This window comes from Desulfosarcina cetonica JCM 12296 (assembly GCF_001311845.1).
In the GTDB taxonomy this organism is placed as follows: domain Bacteria; phylum Desulfobacterota; class Desulfobacteria; order Desulfobacterales; family Desulfosarcinaceae; genus Desulfosarcina; species Desulfosarcina cetonica.
The window spans coordinates 22,284-38,897 of sequence record NZ_BBCC01000008.1; the positions used below are offsets into that span (position 1 = coordinate 22,284).

The window sequence follows — 16,614 nt, forward strand, 5'->3', positions numbered from 1 at the left end:
CTGAATGGGCCGAGGGGATCTGCCGTGTTCCTGCGGGGCAGATCGAGGCGGCTGCCAGAACCTATGCCACCACATCGCCTTTTTGCATGCTTTGGGGCAGCGCCACGGACGCCAGTGCGACCAGTTACCAGACCGCCCGCAGTCTTTTGATATTGCGCGCCATTACCGGCAATATCGATTGCCCGGGGGGGATGTGCTCTGGGTCCCTCCGGAAGGCGTCCATCAGAAATCCGTATTCATGAACCCGGATCAGGAAGGGGCGCAGTTCCTTGCCCCGGAAAAAAGAGGCCGGGCGGTTACATGCGGACGATTTCCCCTTGAAAAGGCCGTGCATCCGCCGACCTTCTGGAAGTCGGTCGTGACCGGTGACCCCTACAAGGTCCGAGGCATGTGGATCGCCGCATGCAACCCGCTGCTATCCCAGACCCACCCGCTGGTCACCGAAAAGGCCCTGCGGGATCATCTGGAGTTTACCGTTGTTTCCGATTTCTTCATGACGCCCACCGCAGCCCTGGCCGACATGGTATTACCGGCTGCCATGTGGCTCGAAACAGACGACGTCGTGAATCTTCACAAGATCTGGTGCGTACTGGCGAGAAAAGCGGTCGCCCGGGTCGGTGAGGTTCGCGATAACCGGGAAGTGATCCTTGAGCTGGCAAAGCGCCTTGGTATGGACGCTGCCTTTCCCTGGAAGGATTATCACGATTACCTTCAATGGGTGTTGAAAGAGAGCGGGATGACGTTTGACGCGTTCTGCTGCTACGTCCCAGTTTAGTTGACTCTGTTTGTCTCAACATATTTGACCTTCCTTCATTCCCACAATAATTGAATCAGATTGCTCTCATGTTCATTGATCGGATAGTCAACCCATCCAATGAGATCTGTTTTTCAATCGCTCCACCGCATCGACGAAGCTGCAGTGGGTAACGGCGATGACCATATCAATCGGATTGAAGTTTTTCTCGCAGTCAAAACATCGTGCCAGGTTGGTTTTCGGATTTGTCGCCGTATGAAAGCGATCACACAAGGGACAGCGAAAGCGCAGCAGTGTATCATCGGGGCGGACATCCAATCGCAGCATATCGACAATGACCGTGTCGATCGAGATACGGTTTCTGAGCGTTCTCAACAGGCTTGAAGCGTAGTGGTTAGCCATGTTTCCTCCTATGGCAGATGGAATTCACTCATGGTTTCGTTGACCAAGGCGTCGTTGATTTTTTCAGGTTGCGCGATGCGGCGTGGATCAGACAGGCGGTAGCGACGTTGTTGATTTGGCGGGGGACGCCGCCGGTGTAGTCATGGATCAGGTTTTTGGCCTCGGTTTCGAAGATCTTGGTGTTTCCACCGGCCAAGGTCATGCGGTTGTCGATATACGCGCCGGATTGTCCCTTGGAGAGCGCATGCAGGGCAAAGTGCATGTTGATGCGATGAGCCAGATCGGTATGCGAGGCGCGTTTGAGGATATCCCTGATGCTGTCCTGGCCGCATAAGACGATTTTGAGCGATATCTGTTCATCGATGGAGGAGATCAACAGGCGCAGGTCGGTCAGGGTTTGGGGATCAATCAGATGGGCCTCATCGATGATCAACAGGGTGCATTTTTCGTTTTGTTTGATGCGGTCAAGGATCTGCAGCAGCATGCGGTCCTTTCCCATTTTGGGTTTTTCGCCGAGTTTGGTGACCATGAGCCTGAGAAAGGCATTGGCCTGGATGGGTGTGAGATGAAGGTAAATCGGATGATACCGGTTGTGCGGCAACTCATGGATGAAGAGCCTCAATAGAGAAGATTTGCCCAGTCCGGTCTGACCGATGATTAAGGCCAGGGCGCCTTGTTGTTCAAAGAATTTAAGCCGTGCCAGGGCCTGTTCGATTCTGGGATCGCGCTGCAGCCATTCAATGGGTGGCTTTTCGGCAAACGGATGGGCCGTTAAAGAAAAATGGGTCAAAAACATTAGCGGTCTCCTTTGATGAGTTGTTTGAGTTCGGCGATGATGTAGGGCACGCTGGGTTGTCTTGCGTTTTCAAAGGCGTTTTTAACCATCTGCCGGTCGATGGCTGAACTTTGGTTATAGACCTTCTTGAGCGCTTCCAGGTCGCCGGAGCAAAGCGCGGTCAAGCCGGCTTTAAATCCGAGAAGCTGAGCCACGGTGCTGGCGAATTGGTGAAACGGCCACCGGCGGTGTTCGACGATGTTGCGATAATCGATACCGCCGGCTTTTTCCGCCAGTTCTTGTCTGTGCTGCTGGATCAGAAGGTCGGTGTAGTTATGCTTGGGTTTTCCCCTGCATGGGTCCGGGGCAGCCGGCAGACCGGTTTGGCGCTGATGCAGTAATCCGGTGCCCAGATACTGCCCATCCAGGGAATGGATCTGGACCTTATCCCAGGTTGAAAACGGATCGAAGCGGACCTCTACCCGGTCTCCGCGCAGTTTGGGATCCACCCGGTAGAAGCGTTTATTGATCTGGACATCGGAAAAGGTCCGATTGACGGTGCGCGGGATGGCTTGCATGAACGATTCGATCACGCGACTCATGTCAACCTGGCGGATGATGGTCAGGCCCTGTCGATAGCGGTCTTCAGGCGATTGTCCGGTCTCGCTGTGGATGTCTTTGTGGTAAGCGACGGACAGCCAGGCGGACAGCGCGCGGTTGAGTTGCTCCAGGGTGAGCAAATCTCCGGCGCGGACCTCGGCCTCGAACTGATGTTGGGCGGTTTGGAAGAATCGTTTATGCGGACATCCGCATAAACGATTTAATGCTGACTTCACGATTATGCGGAGTTGTTAACATCACACTTTGGTGGGATGTACTACAATGCAGCACGGAACTCCGCATAATCAAAGGCCCTCCAAGAATGAAAGCAAGCGATCAGAGGGGCGGTATTTCCCAGGTTTTGTGAATGGTGTATTGAGTTTATCGAGCGCTCGTTGTTTCATTGTCAGATCTGCTTCAACATAGTGATGTGCGGTAGCCGGGCTTTCATGACCGAGCCAAAGGGCAACGACTGTGATATCTACACTGGCCTGTAGCAAATGCATCGCCGTGGTATGTCGGAAGGTATGCGGTGATATACGCCGATTGTAAAGTGACGGTTGCTCTTTCGAGGCTTGTCGCACAGCAAGTTTCAGCCGTTTTTCCACCCCGGAACGGGACATGATTTGGCCGAACCGATTAGGGAAAAGAGGAGCTGTTTGGGCGGAATCAACCTCCTTGAGCCATCGTTTGATCACCCGTGCGGTACGTTTCCAAAGCGGCATGGTGCGGTGTTTGCGGCCCTTGCCTTGAAGATGGACGGAAGGACTCTGCTCCAAGCGCACATCCCCAACTTTCAGGTTGGTGATTTCGGATACGCGTGCTCCCGTATTGTACAGTGTGGCAAACAAGCAATGGTCTCGCCGACCGCTCCATCGTTGCGGGTCGGGCACATTGATAATCGCTTCGACCTCTTTCCGGGAAAGGAACTCCACAGCAGAACGATCGAAGCGCTTGGTGGGAACAGCCAACACGGATTGGACAACACCAAGACAGGTGGGCACTCGTCCTGCTGCATAACGCATAAAGGACCGTACAGCAGCCAGCCGAGTGTTGCGGGTACGAATGCCGGCTCCGCGAACCTTTTCCAAGTGGTCAAGGAAGGCCAGGACCAGTTCTGCATCAAGGTCGGCAAGCTTCAGGTTGCTGGGCTGTATCCCCAGACGCGCTTGTGCAAACCGAAGCAAAAGGCGAAACGTATCGCGGTAACTGGCGACTGTCTGTGCACTGAGACCGCGCTCGGCCATCATATGTTGGCAGAAGAAGTCCTGCAGTAAACCAGGGAAGTCTGGTTGTATTCGAGTCGTTTTCATCTGTCACAATCCTTTTAATCTTGAAGCGTTTTCAAAACGTTCAGCTACGATAGCCAACAGTTCAGGTACGGCTGTCAGGTACCAGTAGGTATCGCTGACTTTCACGTGACCCAAATAGGTTGCCAAAGCCACGATTTTTGCGTGCACATCTGCATTTTGCTGGTACCAGCAGAGAAGCCTGCGGACGGCAAATGTGTGGCGTAAATCATGGATCCGAGGTGGGCCCTTTAAATCGCTACCGTGCCAACCGAGCTTCTCGCGCAACGCTTTGAAAGTCATAAACGTTGAGTGATACTTCTGCGGCGTCGCATGTTCTGTGAGGAAGAATGAAGTCAGGGCACAATGAGGGTGCCGGTTGCCCCGGTGTTGAATATAGCTCCGTAATGCCGCCGTTGAAGAAGGATGAAGAGGAACGAGCCGGGACTTTTTGAACTTGCCGGCACGTACCGTCAGAAGGTCGTCTTCGAGATCCACATCCTGCAGATTCAATCCCAAAGCTTCGGAAATGCGTAGACCCGTGCTGGCCAAGAGGCCGAAGAGCGTGACGAAAGTATGGGGTCGCAAGCCGTTCTGAGGACCAAGTTCCGATGCTGCTTTAAGCAGCGCCGCTATTTCGTCGTCTGTATAGATATGTGGCGTTGGCCGTGGATGATAAGAAGGTCCCAGCAGTCCCTTTACAGGGATTTCGGTTTGTGGATCAAACAGAGCCCGATGGTTGGCCAGACGCCGAACCATGTCCAATCTCCTTGCATGATAGACTCTGCTTCCCTTGGTGGGAAGCGTGGCCCACTTTACTGCAAGATCGGTTGTGATAGGGCCATGATGTCCGATTTTATCTGCAAATTGTCCAAATCGGCGCAGCTCTTCTCCCTCAATTTTGAGCTGATAGCCGAGCTGGCGTCGATAGTCCAAATATTGCTGGACGATTTCAGTGATGGGTGTTTTCGATTTCATCAGTATGCCTCCGGCCAAGGTAGTGCGACCTCGCGCAGGCGTGGCAGGTCCACTTTTATGTAGGTCATGCTGGTATCAATGTGGCGGTGTCTGAGTACATCAGCGATTGCTTTGATGTTGACACCTTTGCGGACCATGCGCGCACCAAGGGTATGGCGCAACACGTGTGCTCCTTTGGCAGAGAGATCAAGGTCAGTGCGCTTAAATGCCCTGCGTACGGCGGCAGATACGGCGCTGCTGTTCAGACTGGATCCGATTGAAGACGCGTGCTTAACAAAAACTCGGCGCACGTCGGTTTGCGGCCGCCCATTGCACAAATAATCCGCTATGGCCTTGCCAACGTCCTCTACTATTGGCAACTCATCGAAACGACGCGCCTTGTTCGTCGGTATTCGTAGGATGGCCGAACGCCAATCGATATCGTCGAGGGAAAGCCGAGCAACCTCCCCGGCTCGGAGCCCAAGATCCACCATACATTTGATCATCGCATAGTCGCGACATCCCACAGGTCTTGAGCGGTCAATGCAGCAAAGCAGATATGCGAGTTGCTTATCGGACAAACTGGCAGGTATCGCGGACAGCCGGTAGGAAGGGATGGTAGGAACGGCGCTAACGAGCAGTTCATTGCAACGCCCTGTGACACACAAAAACCGCAAGAAGCTTCTGATCGCAGTTGCCGCAAGCTGGGTGGTCTTGGGTTTGTAACGAGTGGCTCGTTCGGTTACAAACGCAATGACATCTGTGACTACCAACATGCCCAGGTCTGGGTTCGATCTGCCAAACCGTTCTTGAAGAAACGTCCTGGCGTGGCTTTTATAGCGCAGTTGTGTTCCTTCAGATGCTCCGCAGCAGTCACATAAATACCCGCCAAATTCGTCAATTAATTTGCTAATGGTGAATCCGCGCTCCTCTCTCATCGTTCCTCCCTTCTGCCGACATCGGCGTAGGATTTGCGTAAAAGAGGAGCATATATTATGTGGAGTTATCTACGCATCCCTGATCACATAACGCTCACTCCTGCAACGGGATTTGCGATTCTGTTCCCAACAACTCCGCATAATCGTGAAGTCAGCATTAAATCGTTCGATCAGGCCGCCGGGCGCCGGGTCCCGAGGAGGCCGGTGAAGCAGTCGGGTGTTCAAGCGATAACAGGCCGCCTTGAGCCCGTTGGCGTGGTACACCTTGGCATTGTCCAGATACAGTTCCAGCGATGCGCCGTGATTGGACCATGCCCGGATCAGTGAATCGATGAGCACATCCAGGTTCTGCCTGAAGTAATAGCGGGCCTCGACCACAAAGCGGCTGTGGCAGTCGATGAAGGCGGACAGGCAGGTGGGCACGACGTCGTTTTTTCGGTGACGTAGGGCCCTTCCTCGAAGTCACCGACCCATAGATCATGGGTGTGCTGCCGGGTCCAGCGTTTGCGGACCTTCAATTTAGTAATGCCCAGCTTGATGCGTGTCGCGCCGGCGGCTTTCAGGTGACGGTAAAGCGTGGAGCGGGGAACGGTGGTCGCATACGTGGTTTGTAGAAAGCGGTTGATGGCTCCGTGGCTGCGGTAGGGCTGCTCTTTTTTTAGATCGATGGCCTTTGCGATGATCTCGGGACCGACACCGCGGGGCTTTCCCCGATCGCTGCGCGTTTGTCGCTCAAGGCCGTCGAATCCTTCTTGCCGATACCGGTTCAGCTTGCGCCGCAGCGTGGATAGCGAGGGTGTTTTGATTTCTCCGTCAGGGAAACGAAGCGGCTCTTGGGCCAGCGCTTTGAGAAACCGGTTCGTCGCATTCTCGTCGATCTCTCCGAAAATTACCGGATTTAAGAGATCGCACCAGAAGATGGCCCATTTTTCTTGTTCTTTGTCCATTGCATCACCTCCTTTGATGGTTCTCGGAGGTGACTCTACCTCAGGTGAACGCGCAGCGTATTGCCAGGTTGGTGAAAACCGACAGGGTGAAGGTGGCCTTGAAAAAAGCCTCGACAGCGATCAACCGCAAGCAACCGAGCAGTTGCTTTTTGCGGGACGGACGTTTGAATTTGCCGGTCGCAATCTTCAATTGGGCCAAATCGCGGTATGCCCGTGTGGCCGGGTCTTCCTGGCCGATCAGGTTCAATGCCGTTTGCGTGGTGTGGAGCAACCCCGACAGCGTCCTCACCCACCGGTGCACCGTTGATGGTGCAAGGCTTTTTTCTCCACCAGGATATCCCGCGACACTGAACTGCTCCATGTCCATGACCGCCTGTTGATAGGTGATGGTATCGGATGCGAAATAGTTTTCGGTAAATCCCATGATCGATTGACGGGTATAGACATAATGGTTGACAGTTAAGCCCGAGCAATCCGGGACGTTGATACGAGCTACCCGCGAAAATTCATCATGCCTCCGACGAGCATTTGTGGGCCCATTCTCGGCCATGATGAATTTCGCTGGCTTCCGCGACGAGCCTGGATAAAAAAACCTGCCATCCTTGCAAACGTGGATTATGTTAGGCGCTCTACACACACCAACACAGAGCCAAAACCAAGGAGGCAGGTTATGAAGAATCCATGCCTATCCGGATGTTGCACACACGCTTATTCAACTGCGTCTATCTCCAGAATGTTTCCACGCACCCTTGTAGAGCTCAGCGTAGGTGTAGGTCGGTGAATCCACTCTCGCTGCAATTTTTAACACACTATCGAAAGCTACCAATGGCCAAAAACGTCGGTTGAATCGGAACACGAATTCGTTGAGGTACCCTTGCAAGTGTTTATGACTGACTCCATGATGCGTTCCCAGAAGCCATGCATCCAAATTCCCGAAGACTATGTGTATCATTGGGAGATGCTGGTCCATCTTAGCATGATCACCTTGGACGGCTACTGGTTTGTGTTTGTAGCCTAATTTTTCTAAATTCTCATAACCTGTCCATCCATCCGTTCGCACCTCTGTTCCCGGTTGTATGTTTTCTAAAACAAAAGACTCCATTACTTCTTGCGTTCGGTTTGGAATGATATGGAGTCGCAATCGGCCTGCGATGACGTTACGCCCATGCCCACCACGATGTTGAGGGCGCTGGCCGGACGGCAAGTTTGGATCGGGACCGGGAGCCTTCTTTCGCGGACGGATTTCGACTATACCGGCCACCAGTGTTTTGTGGTGCCGCCCGCGACCTTCACCTTGCGTGGCACCACCGACGAATGTCTCATCCACTTCAACTGGCCACTCACCGCCAATTGAATCACGTCCTGGCCGAACCATTGCGGCACGCAATTTGTGCAGCATGCTGAACGCAGTCTCATAACGTTTGATCCCAAGCATCTTTTGAAATTGGAGCGCAGACATTCCGGGCGTCAGGGATGTAACAAGGAAAGCGCCCCAAAACCAAGTGCAAAGAGACACCTTACTATTCTGCATAATTGTACCAGCAGTCAGCCGCGTGTCTCGTCTACAGCTCCGGCATCGGAGCATATCTGGCCGTCCTTCGAAACGGAATGCTTCCCCTGTCCAGCCGCAGTAGGGACATAAAAAACTATCAGGAAAGCGTGCTGAGTATAGGTAGTCTGAGCAAGTATCCTCGTTGGGAAATATCTGCTGAAATTCCGGTAGAGACTTCGGTGTGGTCAAATTATCTCCGTGTCTTCGGGTTCAACGACGACACCGGTGTTTGATATTCTGTGTGGCTTTCTGCCGCCGCCTACGTGGATATTACCCCAGAAACCGGGTTGTGTGCAACATCCGGATAGGCATGGAAGAATCATAGCATATTTATCGGTATGGACGTCCATAAAAATTCCATTGATATCGCCATCGCTGAGCAAGGTCGCGATGGTCAGGTACGACACTATGGTAAAATCAACGGCACCCTCGATGCCCTGGATAAAATTGTTCGAAAGCTGATCAGCACTGACCAACAACTGCACTTTGTCTATGAAGCCGGTCCCTGTGGCTATGAAATCCATCGCCATCTTACCGCTCAAGGATTGGATTGCGCGGTTGTGGCTCCATCTATGATTCCCAAGCCGGTCGGCCGTCAAATCAAAAATGACCGCCGAGATGCCCTGATGCTTGCTCGCTTGCATCGTGCCGGGGAACTAACTGCAGTTTACATTCCCCGTGCCGAAGATGAGGCGATGAGAGATCTGACCCGTGCAGGGAAGATGCCAAAAACGACGAAAAGAGAAGCAAACAACGCCTGCTGTCTTTTCTTTTGCGTAGCGGTAACCGCTACACGGGCGGCTCACCGTGGAGTATTGCCCATATGCGCTGGCTGTCTGATATAAAGATGCCTCATCGTTCCCAGCAGGTAGTCCTGCAAGAGTATATTGATACTGTTAATCAGTGCGGTAGACGCGTGCAACGCCTAACCGAACAAATTCACCAGTTGCTGCCCGAATGGCAGCTGTTTCGCATCGTTCAAGCACTTCAGAGCATGCGTGGCGTCTCGACGATTGTAGCGGTCACAACCGTTGCCGAGGTTGGCGATCTGAAACGGTTCCATACACCGGCAGAGCTAATGAGCTACCTGGGCCTGGTTCCGTCCGAGCATTCCAGCGGCCAAAAGACCAAACGTGGTTCGATCACCAAGGCTGGGAATGGACATGTACGTCGTGTTCTGACCGAGGCGGCCTGGGCCTACCGACTGCCTGCCCGGGTCAGCCGGGCCTTGCTCAAACGTCAAGAGGATCTGCCGGAATCCATCTGCGAAATTGCATGGAAGGCCCAACTCAGGCTCTGTTCCCGTTACCGGCGCCTATGGAACAAAGGGAAAACCAAGCAGGTTGTTGTAACGGCCATCGCCCGGGAACTATGTGGGTTCATCTGGGCCATCGCAAATGAGGTTGAAGTGCCGGCAAACGCCTGAGCCCAACAAATATCAAAGAGCAACGGGTAACAAGGAAGATCTATCGAACCAATCGAACAACGATTCCAAGGCAGCCACAGGGGCGCAACCACGGCCAGGAGAACCCTCGAAAACACTACTGGATAAGCCGTATAGCCGAATTCCCGCAAATAGACCGAGGCAGCTCCACGACGAAGCTATGTCATGCGGTACCCAACCCGCGAATATCAGAATGATCAACCGTCGTAACACCGGTTCCGCCTCTTTGGGTGCCTTGGAATAAACCCAGGCAAGGACCACTGAAAAACAGTTGGCAGGGAGTTCTTTTTCCTCTTGACAACTGTCAACCATATCAGTGTTTATGCGGGAGGGCAAAATCTGGATAAAAGGATACCGTTTTCCCGCAGGCCGGGCAGCGAAAACGCACCAACGGTGCATATTCGGATTGTACCGTCATATCGACGATGATCAGGAAACGGCGTTCCCGATAGGCGTGGATCTTAAAGTAGCAGGCGGCAAGACCGCATTGGGTGCAGTCGGGTAAGCGATGGGGTTTGATTTGGTCCTTTTCGATGAGCTCCAGATATGCTGTAATGTCCTCACGTGTCGCTGTTGGCGGCATATGGGGTATCCTTTTTTGGTGTTTGGGGGTTGTGGTGACCTTCCCATTTACCAAAGGGGATACCCCATTTCAATTGGCGGGGTAGCCTGGACTATCGTCCGAATTCAAAAAACCGAACTGAACTGGCGGGGTATCAAGACCTTGCGGGATAGCTGTCGGGCGGGGTTGCTGGGTATATCATTTTGGGACTCCCAGGATCAGATATTCTGAGAGGTAGCATTCTGCCAAAAGGGCATGCTTCAAGGAAACATGCGTTACTACAAATATAAAGAGAACGGCTTTGATACCCCGTCCGGCAAATTCGAGATCTACAGCGGCATATCCAAAGAGTTAGGATTGTCACCCCTTCCGGAATACCGTGAGCCGGCCCTTTCCCCCGTCTCCTCACCGGACACATTCAAGGCGTATCCCCTGATATTGACGACCGGGGTCCGCAGCAAGGCCTATTTTGTCAGCGAAGGCCGACAAATCAAATCCCTGCGTAAAATAAACCCGGACCCCTGGTGGAAATCCATCCCGAGACCGCCCGATCTTTGGGCATCCGGGAAGGGGACTGGGTCTGGATCGAGACATCCGAGAATCGGATCCGGATGCGGGCCAAACTGTTCGACGGGATCGCTCCCGATGTGGTCAGCGCCCAGCATGCCTGGTGGTTTCCCGAAGAAGGTCCCCCGGAATATGGATGGAAACGATCGAATGTCAATCTTCTTCTGGGTGACCGGGCCTGGGTTGATCCTGAAACCGGGTCCGAATGTCTGCGCAGTTCCCTCTGCAAGGTTTACAAATAAATCCGCGAGACCTCAAAATTTACCTTTCCCTGGCGAAAGTTGTCAACTGCTGTGATAGACAATCGAGTTGAACGGTGGCCGGACACACCGGAAATAGAATGGCCTGCCAAACTTGAAAGCGTGGGTTATAGTAAGCCTTCCTAAAAACGCTAACTGTAAAGCCGTTTCGTTCAGACCAGAGACTCTGAAGCGGCATTGATCATTGCCTTGACGTGACGCGGATTTTCCCCGCGATGCAGGGAGCAGCTCGCCATGAGAACGAAACCGTCCGGACCCGCTGCCTGAATACAAGCCTTTGCTGCGCTTCGAACCCGTTGGGGAGGACCGGGCTTCAGGATTGTGAGAATATCGACGTTGCCAAGGATGGTCAACTGATCGCCCCATCGCTGCTTGGCCGTATAGAGATCACACTCCTCCGAGAACTGTAAGCCCTCGATGCTGGCGGCGATGCATTCGTCTACCAAAGGAGCGAATCGCTCGCTGGTAAAATCTCCATGGGGATGAAAAACGACCGGCAAATCGAGTGCATGGGCAGTGTCGACCAGGCGCGCCAGATATGGCAATGTAAAGGATTGAAACAGTTTCGGCCCGACAATCCCTGGATTGTCGGCCGCCGAGGCCAAGAACACGAAATCGGCGCCGGCGCGTGCCAGATGCTCCATATGAAGGATCGAAACCCCGGTGGCGAAATCGAGCAGCTGGTAGGCATATTCCGGATCGCTTATAAGGTCGGTCATCAGCGCCTGAGTGCCTCGCAAGATAGCCGCTTTGGTGAGGGGGCCTTCGACGTTGGCGGCCAGGGCCGCATTTTCACCGACCGTTTCCCGCACCCTTTTGAATGCCTCGAGATATCCGGGCAGGCGCCCATCCCGGTCCATACGCGGGATTTCGGCGGATCTCAGACAGGAGCGATCGGCAAAAGCCGGTTTTCGCACGAAGGGTACGCCTTTGGCCGGAAAATCGACCACGCCGCCCAGGGCTTCCGTGTCGAGCCCCAGGTCGTGAATACTGCCGACCAGCGCGTCCTGCCCCAGGTAACGCCACAGGGAAAGCACACATTCGGCCGAAAGCGGACCATTGTAAGTTCCTCCCGGCCCCCCGGCGCATACTTCCCGTGTATCGGCGTCGAGCATGTCCATTCCCAAGGTCAGATCTCGCGGAAACACGGGCGGACGGTCCACTGGTTGGCGCGCCAGAGCCGCCAGGATACGTTGCCGACCGTTCATGGCGCAAAACCCGCGATCGCTGCCCGCCCGTGGCTCAGATCGGCAGCGTCGATGAAGAAGGCGTCCAGTATTTTGCTCAATTTCGGCGATTCCCGGAGCTTGCCGCTTTGGGTCAGGAAGGCGGCCGTTTGAGCCAAACTGGTTTCGACCTTGCTATCCAACACCACCTGCCAGGAGAGTCGCTTCAACACCTCAAACTCTCTTTCTGAGGCAACGCCGGTAACCCGTCCAATAGTTTCGGCAGCCTTTTCTGGCCGATCGCGCATGAACCGGATCGCCTAGTCAGTGGCCCGCAACATGGCAATCACGACATCGGGTCGGGATTCGACCATTTTTCGGTTCACCAACATCATTAACGGATAATTGTTGCCTAAACCGGAAAGGGTGGCCAACGTATAAGCGCCGGGAACCCTTCGCAGGATATTTCCTGGCCAGGGTTTGCTACCGGCGGCGGCGTCAATCTGGCCCGTGGACATGGCATCGGGCATGTCCACGGGCCGTAGGGGAATAATTCGGACACGGTCCGGATCCACACCGTATTTGTGAAGATAAAGCAGCAATGCACCATGCGTGCTGCTGCCATGTTGAACCGCAATCCGCTTTCCGACCCAATCGATAGCAGACGTTAGCGTAATACCGGATCTGACCACGATACTATGCATATTTTCCCCGCCACCGTATGAGGCGACGATATATACCGGGCTACCAGAAGTGACGGCCATCAATGCCGGAACATCCCCCATGACAGCCACATCGACCGCTCCGGTGATCAAGGCTTCTGCATTCTGACTGCCGGCCAGCAAAATCTTGAAATCGATCTTAACGCCGGCATTTTTGAAATATCCAAGTTCGACCGCCAATATCTGGGGCGCGTAGTGAATTTTGCGGCCATAGGCCAGCCTTACGGGTTCGGTATCCACGGCCATTACCGGCTGATGGAGCATAAGCAGGCTTAGCGGTGCGACCAAGCAAACTCCCCGGATGATACGCCTGAATTGGGTGCTTAACATGCTTCCTGCCTTGTTTTGTATGGGTATGGATGTTCCTTTGAAATACATATCGGTATCGGGGACGAGGCCGCTGAGGGCAGCTGATCCAGATGGCCGCGCAGTTCATGCACGAGCCGTTGAAGGTCCGCCCCCTCACGGTCCCTGGGGCGTTCCAGGTTTACGATGATGCGTGCCGTAATTCCCAATGGGGCATGGGCCATGATGTAGATCGTGTCGGCCAGGTAAGCTGCCTCCAGAGGGTTGTGGGTTACGAAAAGCACCGGACAGTTGCCCCGGACCTTGAGCAGTTCGTCCTGCAGCCGCTCTCGGGTGGGAGGGTCCAATGCACTGAACGGTTCATCCATCAACATGACCTTCGGGTTCACCACCAGTACCCGTGCCAAAGCCACTCGTTGCTTCATGCCGCCCGATAGCGTATGCGGCAGCGCTGCTTCCTGATCCGCCAGCCCCACCATGGAAAGGGCCGTCATGGCCAGGCGATGACGCTCTCCGCGGCTTAGTCCCATACTGGTCAGACCGAATTCCACATTCTGTCTGACAGTCAGCCAGGAAAACAGGACCGGTTCCTGAAACACAACGCCACGGTCCAGTCCGGGATCGGATATCGGATTACCGTCGAACCATACGCGGCCGCGGGTCGGACGGGTAAACCCGGCGAGGAGATTGATCGTGGTGCTTTTACCGCAACCGCTAGGTCCCAGCAAACAGGCGAACTCGCCGGTCTTTACCGCCAGGCTGACATCGGAAAGCGCCACCGTGTTCGGCCGGTTTCCGGATCGTGATATGCCTTGCGGATATTTTCCAGACGGATCATGGTGTCATATCCTTGAAGGAGAGCCCTCGCCTGGCCAATGCTCGCCGTTCCAATGTGCCGAGTAGCAGATGTTCGAAGGCCAGTCCGAAGAAACAGATGATCATGATGCAGACAAATGCGGCTGCGTAATCCATGCTCCAACGGGACTGGATGATGGTGTAGCCCAGGCCGGTTCCGGTGCCTACGACCATTTCCGCCGCTACGACCACCCGCCAGCTGTTCCCCAGCCCGACGCGCAGGCCTGTGATAATTTGCGGCAGGGATGCCGGTAAAAGCAAGCGCCAAAGAAAATGGATCCGTTTTGATCCCAACATGCGCGCTGCGCGGATAGTGTTGAAATCCACCCGCTGAACCCCGTCGTTGACGTTCATGACGATGGGCGCGAAGGCGGTGACCCACAGATCATGAACGCCGTGGTTCGCTCTCCGACACCGAACAGCAGTAAGGCCACGGGTATCCATGCCAGGCCGGGAACCAGCTGAAGCACATAGACTCCCGGGCGGGTGATCCGGGACAAGATACGGTTCCGGCCCATGGCTATTCCGAAGGCGATGCCGGTCAACGTGGCCACCACGAAGCCGGAGCTCCATCTGAGCAGGCTGCCAAAGGTGTGACGGAAAAGGGAGTGGTCCAATATCGTCGCGCCAGCCAGAAGGCTCCCCAATCGTATGGCAGTTGACAATGGGGTCGGAAAGGGAACGCCGCGGACATGGGTAGCCACTAGGGCAACGGCCTGCCAGACGGATAGAATCAAAAGGATCGGAGACACCCCAAGAATGAGTTGTCGCCATGGACGGAAGAAGCGATCCATTGTTATCACGCAGTACAATTGGATGGCAGCATAGGGGCACACTCCATTTCTGTTTGTATCGCATGACGATGCTTGATGCCCTATATACACGCGCCTCTTTTCCATGTCAGCCTGGCTTTCACGGGGGCTGGCACCGACTTACGGGAAAAAGAGGTTGTAATACGGCGATCAAGGATGCTACGTGAGGTTCATGGGTGCAATGGGTGCGAGGGATAGTCCCCCCCCATGTTGCCTAATTAGCAACCTTTACGATTGCCCCTTCATCGCAGATGAATACACAGGCACCACATGCGACGCAAATTCCTTGGTCAATTTCATATTTTTGTCCTTCTTCTTTTATTGCCGTGATTTGACACTCATCGGCACATCTACCGCAAAGGCTACAGTCATCCGTTATCTCGTAAAGCACTGTATGTCTCCTAATAAATATTATAGCGTGTTCCGTAATACTTGATGCTAAAATGAGAAGCTACATACCTGCCAAAACTACTATATACTGTGATCCGCGAGAACTTTAAGCGCTATAAGTAATATCATGATTTCCGGTACATGCTATAGTTACTATAATATTCCAGTAGATCATTAACCGCTAAAGCTTTATTTGCCAAATGAAAATCCATAGTTGGCCAAATTGGGTTGCACTTTTTTACAAATCGCCCATTCCGAATGGACTAATTCATGTTCACTGTAATGCTCCATCGGGGGCCTGCCTGACTTAATGCTCTGCAATATAGCTTCCCCTGCAGCTTTTCCTGAAACAAGAGCCCCGGTGATGCCGTCAAGCGCCCTGACAAAACCGGCAGACTCGCCAACGAGAAGAACATTCTCCTTGCCAAGCAAATAATTCTCTCTATACGGCATATCGTTCATAACTATTCCGCGGCTCATTATTTTCTTTCCTATTTTTAATCCATGATTATTTTTTAAAAAACTAACAAATCTTTTTAGTGCATTTATAGCGGTCTCTTCTTTACTATTGGAGACATTGAGATGAATGTTACCACCTTTATGGATGAGACTTCCAAAAGATATTGGATCAATAATCCAATACATCCATTCAGGGTCCAGATCAATTTTCCCTTCATAATGCTCTTCATAAAGCGCCACCCAATTTAATGTTTTATCAAACTCAGGAAAGAGTGATCTTCTCACTCTGGATATGGGGCCATCCGCTCCGATCAGATACTTTGTTTTGATTCTCATATAGTTACCATCATGTTTAACTCGCACTGAAATATCACGCCCGTCCTTTTTGTAGTCAATTAACAAACAATTGTCTGCCATCAGAGCTCGGCTTTCCTTACAGAGCCAGAAATCAAAACCAACACGATCAATACTTAAACCGAACTCCCGGTTGGGGAGGGTGTCCCCCAAATCAAGACCGGGACAATCAATGACCTGGGCTTGTGGGTCACATGTCGACATATACCGACTCCCCTTTATTTCCTTCGGTTCAGTAAAAAGTTGTTTCGGAATATCGTCATAATTTTCCGAAAGAAATTTCCGGGCGCTTGGCAGGATGATACCACCGCACATCTTATCTCTTGGAAGAGAACATTTTTCTATGATTACTACATCTAAACCCGAGCCAATGAGCGTTTTAGCTGCCGATGCACCAGCAGGTCCAGAACCCACTACAACAACGTCATAACTTTTTTTCATTTCTTTTGTGATTAAAGTATTATTGTCTATCGTTCTATTTTTTTCTTTCATATTATTTCCTT

The 16,614-nt window shown here is 53.1% G+C and carries 21 protein-coding genes and 1 pseudogene; 3 read left to right on the plus strand and 19 right to left on the minus strand.

What is annotated here, in order from left to right:
* Window positions 1-193 precede the first annotated feature (193 nt).
* Window positions 194-775 (plus strand): molybdopterin-dependent oxidoreductase, encoded by a 582-nt coding sequence (locus JCM12296_RS03060; protein WP_246803945.1) that lies wholly within the window; start codon window positions 194-196, stop codon window positions 773-775.
* 87 nt (window positions 776-862) lie between these two features.
* Here JCM12296_RS03060 and JCM12296_RS03065 read toward each other — a convergent pair whose 3' ends face one another.
* The 10 genes from JCM12296_RS03065 to JCM12296_RS03110 form a co-directional block, all read right to left on the minus strand.
* On the minus strand, window positions 863-1,156 hold the full coding sequence (locus JCM12296_RS03065) for a CHC2 zinc finger domain-containing protein (protein ID WP_054689678.1): 294 nt from the start codon (window positions 1,154-1,156) through the stop codon (window positions 863-865).
* A gap of 28 nt (window positions 1,157-1,184) precedes the next feature.
* Window positions 1,185-1,952, minus strand: a complete 768-nt coding sequence (locus tag JCM12296_RS03070; RefSeq protein WP_054689680.1) for an ExeA family protein — start codon at window positions 1,950-1,952, stop codon at window positions 1,185-1,187.
* Window positions 1,952-2,767: a Mu transposase C-terminal domain-containing protein gene (locus tag JCM12296_RS03075; protein ID WP_157067333.1), complete on the minus strand. Its 816-nt coding sequence runs from the start codon at window positions 2,765-2,767 to the stop codon at window positions 1,952-1,954. Before JCM12296_RS03075 ends, JCM12296_RS03070 begins: the two co-directional genes overlap by 1 nt.
* Window positions 2,768-2,836: 69 nt before the next feature.
* Window positions 2,837-3,844, minus strand: coding sequence for a tyrosine-type recombinase/integrase (locus JCM12296_RS35795; RefSeq protein ID WP_083455765.1), 1,008 nt, complete (start codon window positions 3,842-3,844; stop codon window positions 2,837-2,839).
* Window positions 3,845-3,847: 3 nt separating this feature from the next.
* Window positions 3,848-4,798, minus strand: coding sequence for a tyrosine-type recombinase/integrase (locus JCM12296_RS03085; protein ID WP_054689691.1), 951 nt, complete (start codon window positions 4,796-4,798; stop codon window positions 3,848-3,850).
* Window positions 4,798-5,715: a site-specific integrase gene (locus JCM12296_RS03090; protein WP_054689695.1), complete on the minus strand. Its 918-nt coding sequence runs from the start codon at window positions 5,713-5,715 to the stop codon at window positions 4,798-4,800. Before JCM12296_RS03090 ends, JCM12296_RS03085 begins: the two co-directional genes overlap by 1 nt.
* Before the next feature lie 69 nt (window positions 5,716-5,784).
* Entirely contained in the window at window positions 5,785-6,054 is a 270-nt protein-coding gene (locus JCM12296_RS03095; RefSeq protein WP_054689700.1) for a hypothetical protein, read from the minus strand.
* Window positions 6,036-6,662: a helix-turn-helix domain-containing protein gene (locus JCM12296_RS37805; protein ID WP_054689703.1), complete on the minus strand. Its 627-nt coding sequence runs from the start codon at window positions 6,660-6,662 to the stop codon at window positions 6,036-6,038. Before JCM12296_RS37805 ends, JCM12296_RS03095 begins: the two co-directional genes overlap by 19 nt.
* A gap of 40 nt (window positions 6,663-6,702) precedes the next feature.
* Entirely contained in the window at window positions 6,703-7,086 is a 384-nt protein-coding gene (locus JCM12296_RS03105) for a hypothetical protein (protein WP_054689705.1), read from the minus strand.
* Between the two features lie 288 nt (window positions 7,087-7,374).
* A complete protein-coding gene (locus JCM12296_RS03110) occupies window positions 7,375-8,403 on the minus strand; it encodes an IS1595 family transposase (RefSeq protein ID WP_054689708.1) in 1,029 nt (342 codons plus the stop codon).
* A 149-nt stretch (window positions 8,404-8,552) separates the two neighbouring features.
* Here JCM12296_RS03110 and JCM12296_RS03115 point away from each other — a divergent pair.
* Window positions 8,553-9,640, plus strand: a pseudogene (locus JCM12296_RS03115) (IS110 family RNA-guided transposase).
* Window positions 9,641-9,971: 331 nt separating this feature from the next.
* Here the strand turns inward: JCM12296_RS03115 and JCM12296_RS03120 are convergent.
* Window positions 9,972-10,241, minus strand: coding sequence for a hypothetical protein (locus tag JCM12296_RS03120; RefSeq protein ID WP_054689712.1), 270 nt, complete (start codon window positions 10,239-10,241; stop codon window positions 9,972-9,974).
* A gap of 500 nt (window positions 10,242-10,741) precedes the next feature.
* Here JCM12296_RS03120 and JCM12296_RS03125 point away from each other — a divergent pair, with 500 nt between their 5' ends.
* Window positions 10,742-11,029: a molybdopterin dinucleotide binding domain-containing protein gene (locus JCM12296_RS03125; RefSeq protein ID WP_083455767.1), complete on the plus strand. Its 288-nt coding sequence runs from the start codon at window positions 10,742-10,744 to the stop codon at window positions 11,027-11,029.
* 170 nt (window positions 11,030-11,199) lie between these two features.
* Here JCM12296_RS03125 and JCM12296_RS03130 read toward each other — a convergent pair whose 3' ends face one another.
* The 8 genes from JCM12296_RS03130 to JCM12296_RS03155 all read right to left on the minus strand — a co-directional run bounded on the left by JCM12296_RS03130 (window position 11,200) and on the right by JCM12296_RS03155 (window position 16,603).
* Window positions 11,200-12,255 carry a uroporphyrinogen decarboxylase family protein gene (locus JCM12296_RS03130; RefSeq protein WP_054689718.1) on the minus strand — a complete coding sequence of 352 codons (1,056 nt, stop codon included), beginning with the start codon at window positions 12,253-12,255 and terminating at the stop codon, window positions 11,200-11,202.
* Window positions 12,252-12,521: a hypothetical protein gene (locus tag JCM12296_RS03135; protein WP_157067334.1), complete on the minus strand. Its 270-nt coding sequence runs from the start codon at window positions 12,519-12,521 to the stop codon at window positions 12,252-12,254. Before JCM12296_RS03135 ends, JCM12296_RS03130 begins: the two co-directional genes overlap by 4 nt.
* Window positions 12,522-12,533: 12 nt before the next feature.
* Window positions 12,534-13,223 carry an ABC transporter substrate-binding protein gene (locus JCM12296_RS03140; protein WP_172683745.1) on the minus strand — a complete coding sequence of 230 codons (690 nt, stop codon included), beginning with the start codon at window positions 13,221-13,223 and terminating at the stop codon, window positions 12,534-12,536.
* 35 nt (window positions 13,224-13,258) lie between these two features.
* Window positions 13,259-14,020, minus strand: coding sequence for an ABC transporter ATP-binding protein (locus tag JCM12296_RS03145; protein WP_054689727.1), 762 nt, complete (start codon window positions 14,018-14,020; stop codon window positions 13,259-13,261).
* Window positions 14,021-14,075: 55 nt separating this feature from the next.
* Window positions 14,076-14,450: an ABC transporter permease gene (locus JCM12296_RS41270; protein WP_213183927.1), complete on the minus strand. Its 375-nt coding sequence runs from the start codon at window positions 14,448-14,450 to the stop codon at window positions 14,076-14,078.
* Window positions 14,447-14,800, minus strand: coding sequence for an ABC transporter permease (locus tag JCM12296_RS41275; protein ID WP_218187946.1), 354 nt, complete (start codon window positions 14,798-14,800; stop codon window positions 14,447-14,449). Before JCM12296_RS41275 ends, JCM12296_RS41270 begins: the two co-directional genes overlap by 4 nt.
* Before the next feature lie 322 nt (window positions 14,801-15,122).
* Window positions 15,123-15,299, minus strand: a complete 177-nt coding sequence (locus JCM12296_RS50065; RefSeq protein WP_083455770.1) for a 4Fe-4S binding protein — start codon at window positions 15,297-15,299, stop codon at window positions 15,123-15,125.
* Between the two features lie 188 nt (window positions 15,300-15,487).
* Window positions 15,488-16,603 carry an NAD(P)/FAD-dependent oxidoreductase gene (locus JCM12296_RS03155; protein ID WP_054689730.1) on the minus strand — a complete coding sequence of 372 codons (1,116 nt, stop codon included), beginning with the start codon at window positions 16,601-16,603 and terminating at the stop codon, window positions 15,488-15,490.
* Window positions 16,604-16,614: the final 11 nt, after the last annotated feature.